Source organism: Allomuricauda sp. R78024 (assembly GCF_044596045.1).
GTDB lineage: Bacteria > Bacteroidota > Bacteroidia > Flavobacteriales > Flavobacteriaceae > Flagellimonas.
The window spans coordinates 2,827,284-2,849,051 of the sequence record NZ_CP138995.1 but is presented as its reverse complement, the minus strand read 5'-3'; the positions used below and the strand labels follow the sequence as shown (position 1 = coordinate 2,849,051).

General features: G+C 36.9%; 18 protein-coding genes. 9 read left to right on the top strand and 9 right to left on the bottom strand.

Features of this window, described 5'->3' with window-relative positions; all coding sequences use genetic code 11:
* The first annotated feature begins 111 nt into the window (after positions 1 to 111).
* Both SJY44_RS12850 and SJY44_RS12845 read left to right on the top strand, forming a co-directional pair.
* The gene (locus SJY44_RS12850) at positions 112 to 1,869 is read left to right on the top strand and encodes a hypothetical protein (RefSeq protein WP_396590027.1); all 1,758 of its coding nucleotides are present in this window, start codon (positions 112 to 114) and stop codon (positions 1,867 to 1,869) included.
* Positions 1,870 to 2,052: 183 nt separating this feature from the next.
* Positions 2,053 to 4,215 carry a TonB-dependent receptor plug domain-containing protein gene (locus tag SJY44_RS12845; RefSeq protein WP_396590026.1) on the top strand — a complete coding sequence of 721 codons (2,163 nt, stop codon included), beginning with the start codon at positions 2,053 to 2,055 and terminating at the stop codon, positions 4,213 to 4,215.
* On the opposite strand, the gene SJY44_RS12840 is transcribed toward SJY44_RS12845, so the two are convergent.
* Positions 4,216 to 5,844 (bottom strand): acyl-CoA carboxylase subunit beta, encoded by a 1,629-nt coding sequence (locus SJY44_RS12840; RefSeq protein WP_396590025.1) that lies wholly within the window; start codon positions 5,842 to 5,844, stop codon positions 4,216 to 4,218.
* A 67-nt stretch (positions 5,845 to 5,911) separates the two neighbouring features.
* Here SJY44_RS12840 and SJY44_RS12835 point away from each other — a divergent pair, with 67 nt between their 5' ends.
* From SJY44_RS12835 to ettA, 3 genes are all read left to right on the top strand, one after another.
* Positions 5,912 to 6,895 carry a Gfo/Idh/MocA family protein gene (locus SJY44_RS12835; protein ID WP_396590024.1) on the top strand — a complete coding sequence of 328 codons (984 nt, stop codon included), beginning with the start codon at positions 5,912 to 5,914 and terminating at the stop codon, positions 6,893 to 6,895.
* Positions 6,896 to 6,967: 72 nt separating this feature from the next.
* Positions 6,968 to 7,144, top strand: a complete 177-nt coding sequence (locus SJY44_RS12830; protein WP_233782090.1) for a CAL67264 family membrane protein — start codon at positions 6,968 to 6,970, stop codon at positions 7,142 to 7,144.
* 31 nt (positions 7,145 to 7,175) lie between these two features.
* Positions 7,176 to 8,867 (top strand): energy-dependent translational throttle protein EttA, encoded by a 1,692-nt coding sequence (gene ettA / locus SJY44_RS12825; protein WP_396590023.1) that lies wholly within the window; start codon positions 7,176 to 7,178, stop codon positions 8,865 to 8,867.
* 6 nt (positions 8,868 to 8,873) lie between these two features.
* On the opposite strand, the gene SJY44_RS12820 is transcribed toward ettA, so the two are convergent.
* Together SJY44_RS12820 and SJY44_RS12815 are read right to left on the bottom strand one after the other, a co-directional pair.
* Entirely contained in the window at positions 8,874 to 9,560 is a 687-nt protein-coding gene (locus tag SJY44_RS12820; RefSeq protein WP_396590022.1) for a hypothetical protein, read from the bottom strand.
* Positions 9,561 to 9,626: 66 nt separating this feature from the next.
* Positions 9,627 to 10,403, bottom strand: a complete 777-nt coding sequence (locus tag SJY44_RS12815; protein ID WP_396590021.1) for an MBL fold metallo-hydrolase — start codon at positions 10,401 to 10,403, stop codon at positions 9,627 to 9,629.
* Between the two features lie 168 nt (positions 10,404 to 10,571).
* Between SJY44_RS12815 and SJY44_RS12810 the strand changes: the two genes are divergently transcribed.
* The gene (locus SJY44_RS12810) at positions 10,572 to 11,459 is read left to right on the top strand and encodes a hypothetical protein (protein WP_298927033.1); all 888 of its coding nucleotides are present in this window, start codon (positions 10,572 to 10,574) and stop codon (positions 11,457 to 11,459) included.
* 76 nt (positions 11,460 to 11,535) lie between these two features.
* Here the strand turns inward: SJY44_RS12810 and fumC are convergent, their stop codons facing one another.
* Positions 11,536 to 12,933: a class II fumarate hydratase gene (gene fumC, locus SJY44_RS12805; protein WP_396590020.1), complete on the bottom strand. Its 1,398-nt coding sequence runs from the start codon at positions 12,931 to 12,933 to the stop codon at positions 11,536 to 11,538.
* 142 nt (positions 12,934 to 13,075) lie between these two features.
* Between fumC and SJY44_RS12800 the strand changes: the two genes are divergently transcribed.
* Positions 13,076 to 13,249: a hypothetical protein gene (locus SJY44_RS12800; RefSeq protein ID WP_163422079.1), complete on the top strand. Its 174-nt coding sequence runs from the start codon at positions 13,076 to 13,078 to the stop codon at positions 13,247 to 13,249.
* Positions 13,250 to 13,276: 27 nt separating this feature from the next.
* Here the strand turns inward: SJY44_RS12800 and SJY44_RS12795 are convergent, their stop codons facing one another.
* The 4 genes from SJY44_RS12795 to prfB form a co-directional block, all read right to left on the bottom strand.
* Complete coding sequence (locus SJY44_RS12795; protein WP_396590019.1) at positions 13,277 to 15,799, bottom strand: TonB-dependent receptor domain-containing protein; 2,523 nt, start codon at positions 15,797 to 15,799, stop codon at positions 13,277 to 13,279.
* 1 nt (position 15,800) lies between these two features.
* Positions 15,801 to 16,277: a hypothetical protein gene (locus SJY44_RS12790; RefSeq protein ID WP_396590018.1), complete on the bottom strand. Its 477-nt coding sequence runs from the start codon at positions 16,275 to 16,277 to the stop codon at positions 15,801 to 15,803.
* Positions 16,278 to 16,401: 124 nt separating this feature from the next.
* A complete protein-coding gene (arsC, locus tag SJY44_RS12785; protein WP_396590017.1) occupies positions 16,402 to 16,743 on the bottom strand; it encodes an arsenate reductase (glutaredoxin) in 342 nt (113 codons plus the stop codon).
* Between the two features lie 14 nt (positions 16,744 to 16,757).
* A protein-coding gene (prfB, locus tag SJY44_RS12780) for a peptide chain release factor 2 (protein ID WP_396590016.1) occupies positions 16,758 to 17,853 on the bottom strand; the annotation gives its coding sequence in 2 pieces (ribosomal slippage) (positions 16,758 to 17,789 and positions 17,791 to 17,853; 1,095 coding nt in all).
* An 82-nt stretch (positions 17,854 to 17,935) separates the two neighbouring features.
* Here prfB and SJY44_RS12775 point away from each other — a divergent pair.
* Together SJY44_RS12775 and SJY44_RS12770 are read left to right on the top strand one after the other, a co-directional pair.
* A complete protein-coding gene (locus SJY44_RS12775; RefSeq protein WP_396590015.1) occupies positions 17,936 to 20,338 on the top strand; it encodes a zinc-dependent metalloprotease in 2,403 nt (800 codons plus the stop codon).
* Positions 20,339 to 20,351: 13 nt separating this feature from the next.
* Entirely contained in the window at positions 20,352 to 21,377 is a 1,026-nt protein-coding gene (locus SJY44_RS12770; protein WP_396590014.1) for a threonine aldolase family protein, read from the top strand.
* A 6-nt stretch (positions 21,378 to 21,383) separates the two neighbouring features.
* On the opposite strand, the gene SJY44_RS12765 is transcribed toward SJY44_RS12770, so the two are convergent.
* Positions 21,384 to 21,710 (bottom strand): YbaB/EbfC family nucleoid-associated protein, encoded by a 327-nt coding sequence (locus SJY44_RS12765; RefSeq protein ID WP_396590013.1) that lies wholly within the window; start codon positions 21,708 to 21,710, stop codon positions 21,384 to 21,386.
* Positions 21,711 to 21,768 lie beyond the last annotated feature (58 nt).

The following is a 21,768-nucleotide window of genomic DNA, read 5'->3' as shown; positions in this document are numbered from 1 at the left end:
AATTAAGGAATATTTAGGAAACTAAAATCGTCTTTATATTTTTCTTTTAGTAATTTAAGGAAGTAATTATCACTATATCAATCAATTGATATGGTGACTAAACTTAAAGCTATGAAAAAACTCTTCACTTTTATCGCATCCTTTTTTATGATTTTCTCCGGTTTAGCAACAGAACGTTTAATAAGCGGGAAGGTTACAAATGGCGGAAGTCCAATGCCAAATGTTAGAATTCAAGTAGTGAACCAAGGTGTTGCATCCAATTCTAATACAGATGGTAGGTATAAAATTGTCGCGAGCACTGGCGACATGTTATTTTACAATGCAGATGGAATGGAACCATTACAGATACGGGTGGAAGATGTTACAAGGACTTTAAATGTGGTAATGTTCCCTAGAGTGGAAAAATTAGAGAATGTAACGGTTACAAGGAATAGGCGTAATAGCCAGAAAGAATTGGAAATGGATTATCCATACAATCCAAATATCATCAAAACAGCTTTTGGGTATTTAAATAAGGAAAAGACCTCTTATTCCTTGAGAATAATGGATGCAGATGAATTTTTACCTGGGGAGTATAATTTTGAGAATGTACTTAGAGGAAGATTTGCTGGAGTAAGGGTATCCACAGGAATGGGTTTTGGCGGAGGAAATACAGTTGGTGGAGCCAGAGCAGTTTTCTTACGAAGCGGTTGGCCTGCGGTTTTTGATATAGATGGTCAGGTATTTACAGATTTCCCAGATTTTATTGACGTTCAAAATATTGACCGCATTGCTATTATACCATCAGCCGTTGGAACGGTTCGGTATGGAAATTTGGCCAAAGGAGGAGTGGTGGTGATTAACACTAAAACAGGTACAACAATTCCAAAAGATAAAAATGGACTATATCTTGATAGAATGAGACTTCGTAACAATCAATACAATGGTACGGCCCTTACAGAAGAAAAAGTAATGAAAAATGCGCCTACATACTTAAAAGAATTACAAGGCTCCAGTAGTTTTAAAGTGGCAAAGGCCTCATTTGAAGAAAATTCAAAAAAATATTCAAGTTCCCCATATTTTTTATTGGATTCTTACCAATATTTTTATGAGAAATGGAACCAAAAAGACTATGCTGATACTATCATCAAAAATAGTTACGGCTTGTTCCAAAACAACGCAGTGCTTTTAAAGGCGTTGGCTTATATGTATGAATCACATGAAAGATATAATTTGGCACATGAAGCCTTTAGAAGTGCTTTTATTCTACGTCCGCAGTATAGACAATCTTATCTGGATCTTGCTAAAAGCAATAGAAACCTCAATAACATGAAAAGAGCGGCAGTACTGTATGCCCGTTATTTTTATCTGTTAGATGAAGGTTTAATGGAAACGGACACCAGTAGTTTTTCAAGAATTATTAATCGCGAATTCAATAATCTTCTTACGTTAGAAAAGACCGATATGATTAAGAGTCCGGCAAATATGAAAATAGAGGTTGAAGATGAAGATTTTGACAGTACTCGTTTGATGTTGGAGTGGAATGATAGTGAGGCTGAATTTGAACTTCAGTTTGTAAACCCAGACAATCAATATTATACATGGAAACATACTCTCCAAGAAAATGCAAAGACTATTAGTCAAGAAAAGGATTTTGGATATTCTTGCGCAGAATATTTGATAGACGACTCGTTTTCAGGAAATTGGAAGGTCAATGTGAAATACTTGGGAAACAAAAGTTTAACGCCAACTTATTTAAAAGCAATAGTGTATCATAATTACGGTTCAAAATTGCAACGAAAAGAGGTAAAGGTATTTAAGCTTGGGACCAAAAATGTAAACCAAGCGCTGTTCCGTATTAATAAAGGAGCATCACTATCCTTAAATTAAAAGAACTTCATTAAGTTATTCTTTTCCATATTCTCAACAAGTATGGAAATCAAAAAATGTTCCTTGAAATAAATACTTGTTTAATTATAGTTTTTTACCTTTAGCGAACTTCAATGAAAGCTTTAACGGCATAACCCTAAAATAGATTAATTCAACTTAATCGTTCTTAAATCTTAAAGGAAAATGAAGCGAATAGGCTTACTCTTAGTGTTGCTTGCAGGACTGCAAAATGGAATGTTTGCTCAAGAAGAAAAAAATGTTACTATTTGTTGGGATGTGTCACTATCCATGATGGATAGGGATATTGAAAAAGAATATTATTTTTTGGATGCTTATTTTAAAACCATTCAAAATGCTGATGTGACCCTGCTTACATTTAGCAATCAAATTATTTCCAAAAATGACTTTAAAGTAGCTTCTGGCAACTGGTCCGAAATAAAAGAAAAGCTCAAAACTATAGTTTACGATGGAGCAACTTCTTATGAAGAATTGGGAGAATATGTGGACAAAGGAGAGGTCCTTTTGTTTACCGATGGAAAGCAAAACATAAGTGCTTCCTCGCCAAATTTTGAAGGAGAACTTTATATTGTAAATAGCAGCAATTTTTTTGATAGGGCTAGTTTAAACCTTTTAGCCATTGTCAATAATGGAAATTTGGTAAACCTATTGGACAAAAAGAATAAAAAGGCTTCTGAGGAAAATCAAAAAGAATATTCAGGAACAATATACAATGGAACCAGTGGTTTGGCTTCCGCAAAAATTTACATTAAAGGTTTTCCGGCAAAACAGATTTCATCTGACATCCAAGGTAATTTTAAAATAAACGGAGCTGTAGGTGATACCTTGGTGGTGTCTTACGGAAACAAAATAGCCGAGCATACATTGGATAATAATTTTGCCCTTAACTTTTCATTTGAAGAAAGTGGAATACAATTGGATGAAGTCATTGTAACCGAGAAAGTACCAGTTCAAGAAGAGGAAATAATTACGGCATACGGCAAAGAAAATAAAGATAAAATTGGCTACGCGGTACAGTCCATATCTGATGAAGATATTGCTCCTGTTTCCACGACCGTAAATAATGCCGTGCAAGGGAAGTTTTCCGGTGTTAGTTTAGGACAAAATGAAGATTTAAGTGAAGTAAAAATGCGTCCTGCTAATTCTATATTGGGGAATAACTATGGTTTAATTGTAGTTGATGGCGTCCCGATGGAAAGGTCAAATTCATATTCTGGTGAAATTGCTGACACAAGTTTTATTGACCCCCAGAACATCGCTAGTATTACGGTATTAAAGGGACTTTCTGCAACAAACAGATATGGGAGTGAAGGAGCTAATGGTGTTCTATTGATTACCACTAAAACTGCCACTTTTGATGGTCCAAGAAAACAAAAAAAAGATTTAGCGCGCTTAACCAATAATGTTTATGATGGCAAGATCAAGGTGAACAGTAAGACCCTGGTGACGCCATATTTAAAAGAGCTGAAAAAAGGAAAAGACCTGCAAGAAGCATACAATATCTATCTAAATCAAAGAGGTAAATATTTGGAAACTTCGGAATATCTGTTGGATGTTTATGGGTTTTTCTATACCTCCAATCAAGAAATAGCGGAGCGAATTTTATCAAACATTCTAGAGAAAGAGGATACCAAATTTGAAGAACTAAGAGGAATGTTTTTAAAATCTGAAGAAAGCGGAAATCATAAAATGGCACTATTGGCCGCCAATAAGATGTTGGATGCCTTTCCAAATAAAATCCAACCCTATTTTGATGTGGCCATAGCTCATAGAAATATGGGAAACTATCAGGATGCCTTGAATATGTTCAATACCATTGCGGATGGTACGGCTAACATAAAGCTAAATTTTGGTAGTCTGGAAAAAGTTGTTGGTACCGAGATACGAAATTTGATAAATAAGGAGCGAAAAAATCTAGACATCAAAAAAGTGAATCAGAAGTATCTGAACAATCTAACCTATAATGCAAGATTGATGTTGGATTGGAACAATCCAGATGCTGAGTTTGTTGTTCAATTTGTAAATCCCCAAAAGCGGTTTTTTAATTGGGAACATACGGACGCAAGTGATAAAAAGAGAATTTTGGATGAATTGCAACACGGTTTTGCCAATGAGCAGTTTGAAATTGTTGGTGCCGATACTAAGGGAGATTGGATATTGAACGTTACTTACCTTGGTAATAGAACAAGTGGCAATAAAGCGCCAACTTTTCTAAAATGTACTGTTCAATACAATTTTGGAAAGCCTAACCAAACTAGTGAGGAACATCTGGTTCGTCTTCAGGATATGGATGATGAACAACAATTGGCCAAATTCACTGTACAATAGCTACACTTGTAAAACCCCCATATTAAATTGTTTTTCAATAGGTGAGTGATTTGCTGCTTCAATTCCCATGGAAACCCATTTTCTGGTTTCCAATGGATCTATAATGGCATCTGTCCATATGCGGGATGCGGCATAGTATGGTGAAATCTGATTATCATAACGCTGCTTAATTTTATCAAACAACGCTTTCTCTTTTTCAGCATCCAATACCTCTCCTTTTTTTTCCAACGAAGCTTTTTCAATTTGCAATAATACCTTAGCGGCGGAATTTCCGCTCATAACGGCAAGCTCTGCACTTGGCCAAGCTACAATCAACCTTGGGTCATAAGCTTTTCCACACATGGCATAATTCCCTGCTCCATAACTATTTCCAATAACTATGGTGAATTTAGGAACGACCGAATTGCTCACGGCGTTTACCATTTTGGCACCATCTTTTATAATACCGCCATGCTCACTTTTACTGCCCACCATAAAACCCGTAACATCCTGTAGAAAGACCAATGGAATTTTCTTTTGATTGCAATTTGCAATAAACCTTGTGGCTTTATCGGCAGAATCAGAATAGATAACACCACCAAACTGCATTTCTCCTTTTTTGGTTTTGACCACTTTTCTTTGATTAGCCACAATACCTACTGCCCAGCCATCAATACGGGCATAACCAGTTAGAATGGTCTTTCCAAAACCTTCTTTGTATTGGTCAAATTCAGAGTTGTCTACCAGTCTTTTAATAATCTCCAACATGTCATATTGATCACCTCTTGATGCCGGAAGAATACCATAAATGTCCTTAGGATCTTCAACTGGTTTTTTGGTCTCAACTCTATTGAAACCAGCTTTGTCAAAATCTCCAATCTTACCAACGATATTCTTTATTTTATCTAAAGCATCCTTATCATCTTTGGTCTTATAATCAATTACTCCACTAATTTCTGAATGGGTAGTGGCACCACCTAAGGTTTCGTTGTCTATACTTTCTCCAATAGCAGCTTTAACCAAGTAACTGCCGGCTAAAAATATGCTGCCCGTCTTATCCACAATAAGAGCTTCATCACTCATAATGGGCAAGTATGCACCGCCAGCAACGCAGCTTCCCATTACTGCAGAAATCTGTGTTATTCCCATACTGCTCATTATGGCATTGTTCCTGAAAATTCTACCAAAATGTTCTTTATCAGGAAAAATTTCATCCTGCATGGGCAGATATACTCCTGCACTATCCACCAAGTATATTATGGGCAGTCTGTTTTCAATGGAAATCTCTTGGGCCCGTAAGTTTTTCTTCCCGGTTATCGGAAACCACGCCCCAGCTTTAACAGTGGCATCATTGGCTACAACAATACATTGTTTACCTTGAATATATCCAATTTTCACCACGACCCCAGCAGATGGACAACCACCATGTTCTTCATACATACCGTCTCCTGCAAAAGCACCAATTTCAACAGTATCTGTATCTTTATCTAAAAGATACTCAATACGCTCACGAGCGGTCATCTTGCCTTTGGCATGATGTTTTTCTATACGTTTTTTACCTCCGCCTAGCTTGACTTCCGTCAATTTTTTTCTAAGCTCTGAGAGTTTTAATTTATTATGATCTTCGTTTTTATTGAAGTTGATATCCATAGTTTATAAACCAATTTCATCTTGTTGGTTAAAGATAAGGAGTTATAATCATTACTTTTGATTACATATGAAAAGTAAAATTAAATGGGGCATTATTGGCCCTGGAAATATTGCCGACAAATTTGCTTCGAGCTTACAACTCGTTGAAGACGCTGAAATTTCTGCGGTAGCTTCTAGAACTTTGGATAAGGCGCAAAAGTTTGCTGATGAATTTTCTATTAAAAATGTATTTGGCAGTTATGATGAACTCTTTGAATCTGACACAGCAGATATTGTTTATATAGCTACACCACATAACTTTCATAAAGATTTAGCAATTAAAGCCATGCAATCTGGTAAGCATGTACTTTGCGAGAAACCGCTGGGCATAAACAAACCTGAAGTTGTAGAACTTATTGAAGTTGCAAAGCAAAACCAGGTTTTTCTTATGGAAGGATTGTGGTCAAGGTTTAACCCATCTATTAAAAAAGTAAAGGATTTAATTGATGAAGGTGCAATTGGGAAAGTGTCCTATTTGCATGCAGATTTTGCTTTTTATGCTTTGGATAGAACTATGGATTCAAGGTTGTTAAATCCCAATTTGGCTTCAGGTTCAATATTGGATATTGGAATTTATCCCATTTTTTTAGCGTATTTAATTTTGGGAAAACCCAAGCAAATCCTCGCTTCTTCCAATTTTCATTCAAATGGAACCGAATTGCAAACATCCATGATTTTTCAATATGAAAACGCACAAGCTATGTTATATAGCGGATTGACCAGTAAATCTGATATGCAAGCAGAAATTTCCGGAAGCGAAGGAGAGTTGTTTATCAATCCCAGATGGCATGAAGCGGATGGCTATACTTTGGTAAAAAATGAAGAAACTCAAAAAGTGGATCTTCCAAAACAGGGAAATGGTTTTATTTATGAGATAAAAGAAGTACATAAATGCATTAATGCCAAAAAACTGCAAAGTGACCTATGGTCACATCAAAATAGCTTAGATTTAGCTGAATTATTGGACGCAGTGCGGGAAAAAGCTGGAGTGAAATTTCCGTTTGAAGCATAAACTACGATTAGGCCACTATGGTTATATCAATTTTTACGATATTTGATTTTCTACTGAACTAACTATATGGGAATGAATAAAAATACAGTGCTCGCTTGGGCTACTTGGATAATGATTTTTGTGGGCATGGGAATGATAGCGTTGGGCGCTTTTAAATATGATGAAGTCGCAGGGTATGGATTTGCTGCCGTAGGTGTTGGTTTCTTTGCAATTGCTTGGGTTTTTAATGCACTTAAAGGTAGAGTATAGCTTTCCAATTTCTTAACTAAAAAACTACTTGATGTCAGACGATAAGAAGGTCATTTTTTCAATGTCCGGTGTTACAAAGACGTTTAAAACTGCTAACACCCCAGTATTAAAAAATATTTATTTGAGCTTTTTTTACGGAGCTAAGATTGGGATTTTAGGTCTCAACGGTTCTGGTAAATCAACCTTGTTAAGGATTATTGCAGGAGTTGACAAAAACTATCAAGGTGATGTGGTTTTCTCACCGGGCTATTCTGTTGGCTATCTAGAGCAAGAACCACAGTTGGATGATGAAAAAACCGTACTGGAAATAGTCAAGGAAGGTGTTGGGGAAACGGTTGCCATTCTTGATGAGTACAATAAAATCAACGATATGTTTGGTTTGCCCGAAGTATATGAGGATGCAGACAAAATGCAGAAGTTGATGGATAAGCAAGCAATACTTCAAGATAAGATAGATGCATCCAATGCTTGGGAATTGGATACCAAGCTGGAAATTGCAATGGATGCTCTACGCACACCAGAATCTGATAAAAAGATTGGGGTGTTGTCCGGAGGTGAAAAGAGAAGGGTAGCACTTTGTAGGTTATTGTTGAAAGAACCAGATGTCTTGCTTTTAGATGAACCCACCAACCATTTAGATGCAGAATCCGTACATTGGTTAGAACATCATTTGGCACAATATAAGGGCACCGTAATTGCGGTAACGCATGACCGTTATTTCTTGGATAATGTTGCGGGATGGATTTTGGAATTGGATAGGGGAGAAGGTATTCCATGGAAAGGGAATTACTCAAGTTGGTTGGGTCAAAAATCCAAACGCCTTGCACAGGAAAGTAAACAAGCCTCAAAACGTCAGAAAACTTTAGAACGCGAACTGGAATGGGTACGACAGGGAGCCAAAGGGAGACAGACAAAACAAAAGGCACGTTTAAACAACTATGACAAACTTTTAAGTCAGGATCAAAAGCGGTTAGAAGAAAAATTGGAAATCTATATCCCAAACGGGCCAAGATTGGGAACCAATGTGATTGAGTCCAAAAGTGTAAGCAAAGCTTATGGGGATAAGCTGTTATATGAAGATTTAAACTTTAGCCTTCCGCAAGCCGGTATTGTTGGTATTATTGGACCCAATGGCGCTGGTAAGACTACAATCTTTAAAATGATAATGGGTGAGGAAACGGCAGATAAAGGAGAATTTATTGTAGGCGATACGGCCAAACTTGCATATGTAGACCAGAGCCATTCCAACATTAACCCAGAGAAATCTATTTGGGAAAACTTTAGTGATGGACAAGAATTAGTTATGATGGGAGGCAAGCAAGTAAACTCAAGGGCATACCTGAGCCGTTTTAATTTTTCCGGAAGTGAGCAAAATAAGAAAGTAAATATGCTTTCTGGAGGTGAGCGTAATAGACTGCATTTGGCGATGACCCTAAAAGAAGAAGGAAATGTATTGCTCTTGGATGAGCCTACCAATGATTTAGATGTAAATACACTACGTGCTTTGGAAGAGGGATTGGAAAATTTTGCAGGTTGTGCGGTAGTTATTTCTCACGACAGGTGGTTCCTAGATAGAATATGTACTCACATTTTAGCATTTGAAGGTGATTCTCAAGTGTATTTCTTTGAAGGTTCTTTCTCGGACTATGAGGAAAATAAAAAGAAACGCCTGGGAACAGATATTATGCCCAAGCGTATTAAATACAAAAAACTTATTCGTTAAAGAATATTAGTTTTCTTTTTCAAATGCTTTTAACCCTTCTTCAAGCAGCTTTTTTGCCTCTTGAAGGTATGCTTTCTGATGGAATTCCAGACTGTTAGGGTCTTTTCCATTTTCAGATGAGTTATGATCAAAGGATTTTGAAAGCAAAATCAATTGTTCAATGGCCTTTTGAGTCGAAACCAACTTATCTTTGGCATGCTTATCAAAAACGGTTATCATTTCCATTTCCATGGAATTCTGTTCACTTTCTTCTGCATCTGAATATGCTTCGTGTTCAAGAGAGCTATTTGCGCTATCTTCAACTACAGCTGTTGCAGTAACACCTAAAGTACATTCGTCTAGAATAGTGATTAACTCATTGATGATGGCAATGGATTTCTTTGAAAAGTAACGCCCTGCATCCCAATCTACGGGATCTGTAGCTTTATTTAAACTTTCAATGGCGTCTAAGGTTTTGTCCTTAGATTTGGCACAACTGCATTCCTCCATGAAGGATTTTGATTTTTCCAGAGCAATCATAGCTCTTTCAGCATAATATGTCTGATGCTCAAAATTGGTTGCGGTTAAAGCCTTTTTTGAATGACTGAGACCATAGGTGACTTTTGCATAAAAATTGTCACACTGATTTGAAAAACTTGTGTTTACAGCAAAAACTAATGCAAATGCAAACAAAACATAGGATTTGGGAGCCATGGTTTAGTATTGATTTGGGTTGATTCACTATCATTAACGACAATAACCCATCAATATTTCATCATTCTAAAAATCATCATTGGGGTACCAGTCCAATTGTACCACCTTTATAGCTGCATCTCCTTTGTTTACAATTTCTTTGAACTTTATCACATCACTTACATTTGGGCGACCTCTATAATGATAAGGATATACCTCTTTGGGCTTAAATTCTAAGACGGCATCTGCAGCACTTGCCTCAGTCATTGTATATGGAAGATTCATGCAAATAAAAGCTTTATCAATATTTTGTAGTGCCCTCATTTCTGGAATGTCCTCTGTATCTCCTGAAAAGTAGATGCGTTGCCCACCTATAGTAAGCACATAACCATTTCCTCTGCCTTTGGCATGAAATTTTAAAGCTTCTGTTCTTAGATTGTACATTGGGATAGCTTCAACCGTAATACCATATCTTTCTTTGGAATCTCCATTGTTTAAAACATCTATTTGAGGGGTAAATTCTTCTGGTATCTTATCTGCTACTGCCTGAGGAGCCATGATTTTGGCTTTTCCAGTGTTTAGCTCCTGCAGTGTTTCCAAACTAAAATGGTCTCCATGGATATCCGTGATTAAAATTAAATCAGGCTGTTTCTGATTCTCAAAAGCTTTTTCTCCTCCAACCGGATCAATATATATGGTAATTCCATTCCATTCCAAAACTGTAGTAGCATGTTCTATCGGAATAATTTTTAAAGCGTTGATTACATCTTCTTTGGACGTAACCATGTCTTTTTGACCCTTAGTTTCCTTACATGCAAGCATTAAGAGTAGGGTAAAAGCAGATAAAAAATATTTTTTTTTCATAACGAAGGAGTTTGTTAGCCCTTTAAAATTAACACTTTCAATATACTGATGGTTATTTTTTTAACATTATTTAATCCTTAATAATCCAAAATAAAAGCTTAAGCGTATATAAACAGAACACAATTGATTAAATACACTTTAAACGCAAGATCAATTAATTTAAAAGTTATGACTGAAACAAAAAGTAACAACGGATTAAAGGTAATAGCTGGTTTACTAGGTGTAGTTCTTTTAGGAACTATTATTTATACAGTAAGCCTTTACCAAGATAAGAAAAAGACCACTACCGCACTTACTCAAGAAAAAGAGTTGGTTGTTGAAGATTTAAACAGCTTGAAATCAGAATATGATAAAGCTATTTTAGAAAGTAATGCTACTAATGAAGAATTGGTTGCTGCTAGAGATAACATTGCAAAATACATTGATTCTGTTCATGGAATGAAAGCTGATATTGCTTCACTTTCTAGATACAGAAGACAAGTTAGCGTTCTTAAAGCTGAAAGAGAAGCTTTGTTAAAGCAAGTTGATTCTTTAACAAGCTCAAACTCATTATTGGCTATGCAAAGAGACAGCACATTTGTTGAACTTGAAAAGCAAACGGTATTTAATGATTCTTTAGTAGTGCAAAACACTCAATTGGCAGATGCTGTTGAAAGAGGTTCTGCTTTAAGTCTTTCTACTTTTACTGTTGATGCAGTTAGAGAAAGAAACAGCGGAAAATTGGTTTCTACTTCAAGAGCTAAATCTACTGATAAATTCAAAGTATGTTTTACAATTGCTGATAACGTAATTGCTGAAGCTGGTGATAGAGAATTCTTTATTGAAGTTCTTGATCCTCAAGGTAACGTATTGGGAGATAGCTTTTCTAAGTCTAGCGAAGAAGGTGCTTCTATAACTTACAGTAAAGGAACTAACTTCTACTACGAAAACAGTTCTTTAGATGTTTGCGATTACATTAACAAGCCTGCTTCAGATTTCCAAAAGGGAAACTACATGGTAAATGTATATGACAACGGTCTAAAATTATTGGGAACTTCTAAGTTCGCATTAAAATAATACACACTATCCGTATTTTATAAAAAAGCCCGGTTCGTTATGAACCGGGCTTTTTTTATTCATTTTGGAAGGCTTTCTATTTCAAACTACCAACCATATCTTCCGGTTTTACCCATTCATCATATTCTTCAGGGGTAACATAACCTAAGTTAACAGCTTCTTCGCGTAAAGTTGTTCCATTTTTGTGTGCTGTATTGGCAATCTCAGCAGCTTTATAATAACCAATTTTGGTGTTTAAAGCAGTGACCAACATTAAAGAATTGTTCAAAAGTGTTTTAATTACTTCATGATTGGGCTCAATGCCACTGGCACAATTAACATCAAAACTTACACAAGCATCACCAATAAGTTGGGCAGATTGCAAAATATTGGAGGCCATCATGGGTTTAAAAACATTAAGCTCATAATGCCCCTGGGTACCACCAACGGCAATGGCAACATCATTCCCTATTACTTGGGCACAGACCATGGTCATAGCTTCACATTGTGTTGGATTTACTTTACCAGGCATAATGGAGCTACCGGGTTCATTTGCAGGGATTATGATTTCTCCAATACCGGAACGCGGTCCTGAAGCCATCATTCTAACATCATTGGCTATTTTGTTTAAACATACAGCAAGCTGCTTTAGTGCTCCATGGCTTTCTACAATGGCATCGTGGGCAGCAAGCGCCTCAAATTTGTTTTCAGCAGTTTTAAACGGATGTTTTGTGAATTGAGCTATATGCTTAGCTACCAAAACATCATATCCTTTTGGAGTATTTAACCCTGTGCCAACTGCGGTTCCACCTAAAGCAAGTTCACTAAGATGGTCTAAGGTATTTTGTAATGCTTTTAATCCATGATCTAGCTGCGATACATAACCTGAGAATTCTTGTCCTAGGGTTAGGGGAGTGGCATCCATTAAATGGGTGCGCCCTATCTTGACCACATCTTTAAATTCTTGTGATTTCTTATATAAAGTATTCCTTAGTTGTTCAACTCCCGGAATGGTAACTTCTACAATTTTTTTATAAGCTGCAATATGCATTCCTGTCGGAAAAGTGTCATTAGAAGATTGGCTCTTATTGACATCATCATTCGGTTGTATGGTTTTTTCGCCCTCACCAATTTTTTTTCCGGCAATTTCATGCGCACGATTGGCTACAACTTCGTTGACATTCATATTACTTTGAGTACCTGAACCAGTTTGCCAGATAACCAAAGGGAATTGATCATCATGTTTTCCTTCAAGAATCTCATCACATACTTGCGCAATCAAATCTCGTTTTTCCACGGCAAGTACTCCAAGCTCGTGATTGGTATATGCTGCTGCTTTTTTTAAGTAGGCAAACCCGTAAACCACATCTAAAGGCATGGAAGCGGGCGCGCCAATTTTAAAATTGTTACGGGATCGCTCAGTTTGTGCTCCCCAATATTTTTCCGAGGGCACTTGTACCTCACCCATCGTATCTTTTTCAATTCTAAAACTCATTTTTTATGTTTTTAAGGATATGCAAAGTTAGGGGTTCATGAATTTATTTTACATGACATATGCACAAATGAATATTTTTTAATTAGAGATTTGTTTTTTTTAATCAAATCACGGTATCTTTGTTAAACAAAAGGAAAAAGTAATGTTTGATTTTGACCAATATTTAGGTTTCTTAGCTTTTTTAACCATTTTGACCATCGGTTTCTGGTTAATGATTTTCTTATTGACTTTTGTAGTGCCTTACTGGTTGTTCGGTAACTTGATAGAAATGTACAAAGAAAAACGCGAGGCTAAAAAAGCCAAACGAAATGAATAAAAAAAGAGGCTTTTAGCCTCTTTTTTGTTATCCGTCAAATTCTATATCATCATCCCCGTTTTCTCCACTTCCTCTGTCCCTTCTGGTTCTCTCATTCTGGGGTTGGTTAAATCGATATAAAAACGATAATGTGATTTGGCGTTCGCGAAATTGAAACTCACTCTCCGTAAAAACATTTTCTGTTCTAGTTTCCGTTCTTCTCTTTCTAGAATTAAATAGGTCGCTAACATTTAAAGAAAGCGTTGCTTTGTCCTTTATTACATCTTTGCTGAAGGCCAAATTTGTAGATAGTATTCCTTTATTTACATTTTGGGCATCAACACGTCTTCCTCTATAAAAAAGATTGGACTGAAAATCAATTGCCCCGGGTAACGGTAACTTGGCACTTAAACGAGTAAACCAAGTAAAGTTATCGGCATCAAAATTTTGAACAACTTCTTCATTTTGAAAATCTATAAACGAGAAATCTCCTCTTAATTGTTGTTGAAAGAGATTTAAATTCCAGGTAAATCGCCAATCTTTCTTCGGAGTATAAGTAGTTGTCAGCTCTCCACCATAGCGCGTATCAGTTGCTAAATTAATTGGTGTGCGCACCTGTATGGGCACTAAAATTGGCTCTGAAGGATTGTTAGGGTTTTCAATTTCAACAAAATCTCCGGTTTCTTGTGTAATAAACTGAAATACCCCTGTTGAACGGTTATAGTAAGCAGAAGTGGTGAACGTTAGTTTATCCCATCTTTTTAAATAGCCCAAATCAAATGCATTGGTGTAGGTTGGATTTAAATCTGGGTTACCTTGAAATAGATTTGTATTGCTAGAACGTGAAGGAAATGGATTAATAAACCTAGATCGTGGCCTTCTAAGTCTACGACTATAACTAATTGTCAATTGTTCCATTTCAGAAAACTCATAGCCCAAAAACAAAGAGGGAAACCAATCCACATAATCTTTATCCGTATTCTCATCAGTTTCCACCAATTCAATACCAATATCTGAAGCTTCTATTCGCAAACCACCAAGGATGCTGAATTTCTTTAGTTTGGTTCCTATTTGCGTGTATGCTGCATTAACATACTCACGGTAGTTTAGCTCATTACTGAAATTTGGATCAACATTTAAAGAGCCATTTGTGTTTAGAATACCAAAATCAAAATCGGTATTAAAATTGTTAAAGGTTCCACGGTATCCCAATTCAAATTGTGATTGATTATCCTTACCAAAGGGTAAAACATAATCAAATTGTGCCAATTGGTTAATTTGACTTTCATCATTGATCGTTTGTTCCGTTGGTAATGAAATATTTTCACCGAGAATTACTTCATCAATTATAGAATTTTCAAAATCCGTTCCTTTGGAATATTGATAATCCATGGTCAATACATGCCCGTCTTTTTTAAACTTTTTCTCATAGTTTAAGGAATACTGTACATTTTCATCTTCTTCATCTTCCAGCGTAAATCTATTTCTTTGAATTGTAGGATTTCTAAGGGCATCAAAATTGAAAAAATCAACATCGACTGTATTTTCCCCATTTGTCTTTCGATAAACAAAAGAATTGGTGATGCTGCTATTTTCCGAAAGGAAAAGTTCAAAACCAAAGTTGGTATTGAATCCATCTCGTTCTCGCCGATATTCTCTAAACTCATCTTGAAAACTATCAGTAGAGCCATCATCATTAAAATTCTCTTGAAGAAACTGCGCATTTCCGGGAGCATTTCTATAGCGGTATGTGGTATTTGAAAAAATATTAAAATTTTCCCTTCTCAAGTTTAAACTTAAAGCTCCACCAAAATTATCTGGGTTTCCAGCAAAAACGTTGACAGAACCGTTCAATCCGGCCGTTTTACTTTGTTTAAGGATAATGTTTAAGATTCCTGCGGTACCTTCAGCATCATAACGAGCGGATGGGTTTGTAATGACCTCAACTTTTTCAATAGCTTCGGCTGGCAACTGTTGCAACGCATCTGGGCTTAGCCCAGAAAGTGCAGAAGGTTTGCCATTTATAAGTATGCGTACGCTTTCATTGCCCCTTAAACTTATATTGCCTTCAACATCAACGGTCACGGATGGTACATTGTCCAGAACATCTGTTACCGAACCACCTTTTACCGTTAAATCACTTCCTACGTTATAGACTTTCTTGTCTAAACGCAATTCAACCGTGGTACGTTCGCCCACAACTTCTACATCTTCAAGCTGTTCTACATCAATAAATAATTTAATGGTACCTAAATCTGTACTAGTTCGCAAGACCTGTGCTTTGACCTCGTATGTTGTGTAAGAAATATATTCTATGCGAATATTATAAACTCCAGGAAAGGTTTCTACCTCAAACATACCCATGGCATCGGTAATGCCGCCTGTTATTCTTTCTGGATTTTTAGTGCGCTGGAGTATTAAAGTAGCATATTCAAGAGGTCGACCAGTATCTGTATCCAATACTTTTCCTGTAATTTTTATTGGATTTGGTCGGTTGCCCTGTCCTTGTGGTCTTTGTGCAATTGTTGTTATCGTACTCAGTAGTAAAAAGGACAGCAGCAGTTTCTTCATATCATTCTTTGGATTTCTTCTTTTTCTTTTTCTTCTTTTTAGCCTTTTTGGTATTGAACCTATTCTCTTGAAGCTCTTGGAATGCATCGAACTTATCTTCTGGTAAGCCAGATTTTAGCTCTTCATTCTGGTTGGCCACTATTTTTTGCAATTCTTCTTGCATTTTGGGTGGATCCAAATTCAATATTCTAAGCTCCATTCTTTTCCGAACGGAATTTATCAAAGTTGTTCTCACTACCGCCTCTTCAAATGGGTTTAACCCTATGGACTCTGTTATGGAGGGCATACGCTCATCAACAAGCTCTTCTGCCGTAAGCGGATCTTCCTTTTTAGGTGTTTCTTGGGCTTGAGGCAACGTACTTTGTCTTCTGCCGTACCCATTATTTCCATATCGATTTCCATATTGAGCCTCTAAAGTGGGCATTGAAAATAGCCCTATTAAGAGCATGAATAAAATGATGGTCTGTGTGTTTTTCATGATTGTATTCAAAATGTATGATTTTAAAATTAGATCAAGGTTTAACCTAGTTTGGTTAAATATATGTTAAATAGATTTCTATCTAAGTTCTTGAATGCAAAACCCTTGCCATTTTTTGGCTCAGTTACACTATTTTATTTATTTCTTCGGAAGGTCTGCCTATTACTGCTTCATTTCCATTTATAACAATAGGGCGTTCTATTAATTTGGGGTTTTCAACCATTGCATCAATGATTTCATTTTCTGAAAGCGTTTTCCCCTTATACTTTTCTTTCCAAATTGCTTCATTCTTGCGAACCAATTCCATGGCAGGAATACCCAATTGTTTGATTATTGTTTTTAGCTCACCATGTGTGGGAACATTTTCTAAGTATAGAACTACTTCAAAATCTTTCCCAGACTTTTCTAAAAGGTCCAAACCTTCACGCGATTTTCTACATCTTGGATTGTGATAAATTTTAATCATATCTATATCTTAATTTATTCTTCGCGTTGCCCCATCATCATGAGGAACGCTTTTAAAAATGAATCTATTTCACCATCCATAACAGCATCAACATTACCAGTTTCATGGCTTGTGCGAACATCCTTTACCAATTTGTATGGATGCATTACGTAATTACGAATTTGAGAACCCCATTCAATTTTCATTTTTGTGGATTCAATTTCGGCCCTTGCTTCTTGTTTTTTCCTTAGTTCTATTTCATAAAGCTGTGATTTAAGCATTTTCATTGCAGTGGCCCTATTATCGTGTTGCGAGCGTGAATCCGAGCATGAAATTTGTATTCCTGTGGGCTTGTGCACCAACTGCACCTTTGTTTCTACTTTGTTTACATTTTGTCCCCCAGCACCGCTAGAACGAGCTGTGGTAATCTCTATATCTGCGGGGTTCACATCAATTTCAATGGTATCATCCACTAAAGGATACACATATACTGAAGCAAAGGAAGTGTGTCGTTTTGCATTACTGTCAAAGGGAGAAATACGCACCAAACGGTGCACTCCATTCTCACCTTTTAACCAACCAAAAGCAAATTCCCCTTCAATTTCCAATGTAACCGTTTTAATACCGGCTACATCTCCTTCTTGATAGTTGAGTTCTTTTACCTTATAACCGTTCTTTTCACTCCACATAAGGTACATTCGCATGAGCATAGCTGCCCAATCACAACTCTCCGTACCACCAGCGCCAGCGGTTATTTGCAGCACAGCAGTGAGTTCATCACCTTCATCGGACAGCATATTCTTGAATTCCAGATTTTCAATGGTAAGAATTGCTTTGTCATATTGCTGGTTCACTTCTTCTTCAGAAATTTCCCCTGCATCTTGGAATTCCATTAAAACTTCTAAATCTCCAACAAGGGACTTAGCAGAATTAAAATCTTCCACCCATCTTTTTTTAGATTTAAGAACTTGCATTTGAACCTGGGCCTGCTGTGGGTTATCCCAAAATCCTGGGGCTATGGTTTTCTCCTCTTCGTTCTCTATTTCAATAAGTTTGGCATCAATGTCAAAGATACCTCCTTAACGCACCAAGGCGCTCTATAAGATCTTTTTGCTGATCTGTAGTAACCATAAAATTAAATTTCAAGCAAAAATAGTGTTTCAATGCTGTGGAGCAACGAAATTTATATAATTTTAGCTACAACTATTCTGATATGAAAAAATACTTTTTTTACGTTTTGCCAATTGTCTTCACGGCCACCTTTTTAAATGCCCAAAGTTTTGATAAAATCAAGGATTATCAAATGTTCAATGGCTACTTCAATTTTTATTACGATGATACTTCCGATAAGATTTTCTTGGAAGTGGATGAGCTGGAAAAAGAATTCTTGTACGTATACTCATTAAGCAGTGGGATTGGTAGTAACGATATAGGTTTAGATAGGGGCCAACTGGGAAATGAACAAGTGGTCTACTTTAAAAAGGCAGGTGCTAAATTGCTTTTAGTTCAGCCTAACTTAAAATTTAGAGCACTTACCAATAATGAATTGGAGCGTAAATCTGTACAACAAGCCTTTGCCAAGTCTGTACTGCATGGGTTTAAGATTGAAGAAGAATCTAAAGGGAAATATTTAATAGATATCACAGATTTTTTAATGCGTGATGCCCACGGAGTTTCAGCTAGATTGAAGCGAACGAAGCAGGGGTCTTATAGTTTGGATAAATCTAAAAGCGCTTGGGCTTTTGATAGGACCAAAGCCTTCCCTAAAAATGTGGAATTCGATGTCACCCTTACTTTTAGTGGAACTCCTGAAGGAAATAATATTCGTTCCGTTACACCAAATGCTAGTTTGGTAACCGTGGCACAACACCATTCGTTGATTGAATTACCAGATGATGATTACAAAAAGAGAGAATTTGATCCACGTTGTGGTTCATATCCATTTTCATATTATGATTATGCAACTCCGGTTCAAGAACCAATACTAAAGCGTTTTGTAACAAGACACCGTTTAGAGAAAAAGAATCCAAGTGCTGCTACAAGTGAAGCGGTTGAACCTATTGTCTATTATTTGGATAATGGAACACCAGAACCCGTTCGTTCTGCCTTATTGGATGGTGGCAGATGGTGGAACCAAGCTTTTGAAGCTATCGGGTACAAAGATGCGTTTCAACTGAAAGTTTTACCAGACGATGCCGATCCTATGGATGTTAGGTATAATGTGATCCAATGGGTACATCGTTCAACAAGAGGATGGAGTTACGGCAGCAGTATTACCGATCCGCGCACTGGTGAGATTATTAAGGGACATGTTAGTTTGGGGAGTTTGCGTATTCGACAAGATTTTTTAATAGCCCAAGCGCTCATGAACAAGCCTTTTGCTGAACGCGATGATAATTACCAGCCCATGTTAGAAATGGCGTTGGCAAGGATTCGTCAGCTTTCTGCACATGAAATAGGACACACTCTTGGTTTTGCCCACAATTTTGCGGCAAGTACAAATGGTAGGGCCTCAGTAATGGATTATCCACACCCACAATTTGAACTTAATGGAAATACTATTGATTTCTCCAATGCTTATGATACGGGTATTGGGGTTTGGGATAAGGTAACCGTTGCCTATTCATATTCAGATTTTACTAGTGGGAAAAACGAAAAAGAAGAACTCAATTCCATTTTGAAGAAAGCGCAAACAGATGGATTACGTTATATCTCTGATCAAGATGCGCGTCCACAAGGTGGAGCACATGCCTTGGCACATTTATGGGATAATGGTAGAAATGCTTCTCAGGAATTGGAAAACGTATTGAAGATCAGAAAAACTGCCATTAATAATTTTTCTATAGATAATGTGCGTACAGGGGAACCCAACTCAGTGCTTGAAGACGTTTTTGCGCCCTTGTATTTTTTCCATAGATATCAAACAGAAGCTGTTTCAAAATTAATTGGTGGATTGGATTATAACTATTCTATAAAAGGAGATGGGCAACGTGCCGTCTATTCCATAAGCCAAGCTACGCAAGAGAATGCTTTAAAATCTATTCTAAGGACTTTAAATGCGGAAGAAGTGGCCATTCCAAAAGAAAAACTGGATTTATTCCCGCCCAGAGCGATAGGTTACGGCCGTTCCAGAGAATCTTTTAAAGGGAGAACAGGAATTTCTTTTGATGCTCTCTCTGCTGCCGAAACTTCTGCCGATATGACCTTGGGGCTGTTGTTGCATCCAGAACGTGCTTCTAGATTGATACAACAAAAAAGTATTGATAAAGATCAATTAGGGTTAAATAATGTTTTTGGAAAATTACTTCAAAATACTATAGAAGAAAATCATAAGGATACTTATTTAAATGAAGTGCAGCAGACCATTAATTTTAGGGTCTTGTACCATATTATGAATCTTGCTGCACATAAAGAAGTTCACCCTCAGGTAAATGCAATTGCGAATGAATCATTGAAGGAGTTAAGAACCTCTCTTTTGAGTAATGGGAAAAGCGCTATTTCTTCAGAAATGGTGAGAAGAATAGATGCTTTTCTAAGCAAACCTTCTGCATTTAAAGTTATTCCAGTTCCTAAAATTCCGGATGGCTCGCCTATTGGGATGGATTGTATGAATTAATCTTCGACCGTAAATGAAAATCAACTTAATAAGTGATACTGTCACCAAACCAACGGCTGGTATGTTGGAAGCCATTATGACCGCCAAAGTAGGTGATGATGTCTTTAAAAATGATCCCAGCGTAAATGCACTGGAAGAAAAAGTAGCTGGCTTTTTTGGAATGGAGGCAGCATTGTTCTTTCCAAGTGGCACAATGACCAATCAAGCTGCCATTAAACTGCATACCCAACCTGGAGAACAGCTAATTTGTGATAAGTATGCCCATGTATATAATTACGAAGGGGGAGGGGTCAGTTTTAATAGTGGGGTGTCTTGTAGATTGGTGGATGGCAATAGGGGAATGATGACGGTTGATCAAGTAGAACAATCTATAAACCCTCCAGATTTTTATCATAGTCCTTTGACTTCTTTGGTGTGTATTGAAAATACCACAAATAAAGGTGGCGGAGCATGCTGGGATTTCCAAGAACTAAAAAAGATTAAAAAAGTTTGTGAGGATAATGGGCTGAACTACCATTTAGACGGTGCTCGTATTTGGAATGCATTAGTAGCAAAAAACGAAGATGCCAAGGCATACGGAAGCTTATTTGACTCTATAAGTGTTTGTTTAAGCAAAGGGCTTGGCTGTCCGGTAGGTTCAGTATTAGTTGGGAATAGAGAATTTATTGACAATGCCCTACGAATAAGAAAAGTGTTGGGCGGCGGCATGCGACAATCTGGGTTTTTAGCAGCAGCTGGAATTTATGCTTTGGATAATCATATAGACAGACTTCAAGAAGACCACAGAAAGGCCAAAGAAATAGGCGAGGTGTTAGAAAAATTGGAATTCATTAAAAAAGTGGAACCAATTGAGACCAATATCATCATTTTTGAGTTAGATGAGTCAAAACTGTCTGCAGAGTCTTTTCTAGGTAAACTTGAAGAAAACAATATTTCCATTATTGGCATGGGGCAAGGAAAACTGCGTATTGTAACGCATTTGGACTATACCAAAGAAATGCATTTGCACTTTTTAAAAGTATTGAAGACTATAGGATAGTAGGACCTATTTAAACAAAGAATCCATTCCTGGAATATTGGGCATCCCATCTTTGGCAACGGCTGCCAATTCTGCTTCGTTAACATTGGTTGCCTTTTCAATAGCTTTGTTCAGGGTTAGAACCAGATAATCCTCTAGCTGTTCCTTATCTTTCATTAAGGAATCATTAATTTCTATGGACTTGATTTCTCTATTGGCCGTTAGGGTAACTTTCAGTTTTCCATCTGAAGATGTTTCATCAATCAATACAGTATTTAAACGTTCCTTGGTTGCCTTCACTTTTTCTTGGGTTTCCTTTAGTTTACCCATCATTCCCATAATATCTCCAAACATCCTATTTCTGTTTATAGTTTTAAAGATTCAAAAGTAGTAATTTGGCATAAATCAAAAA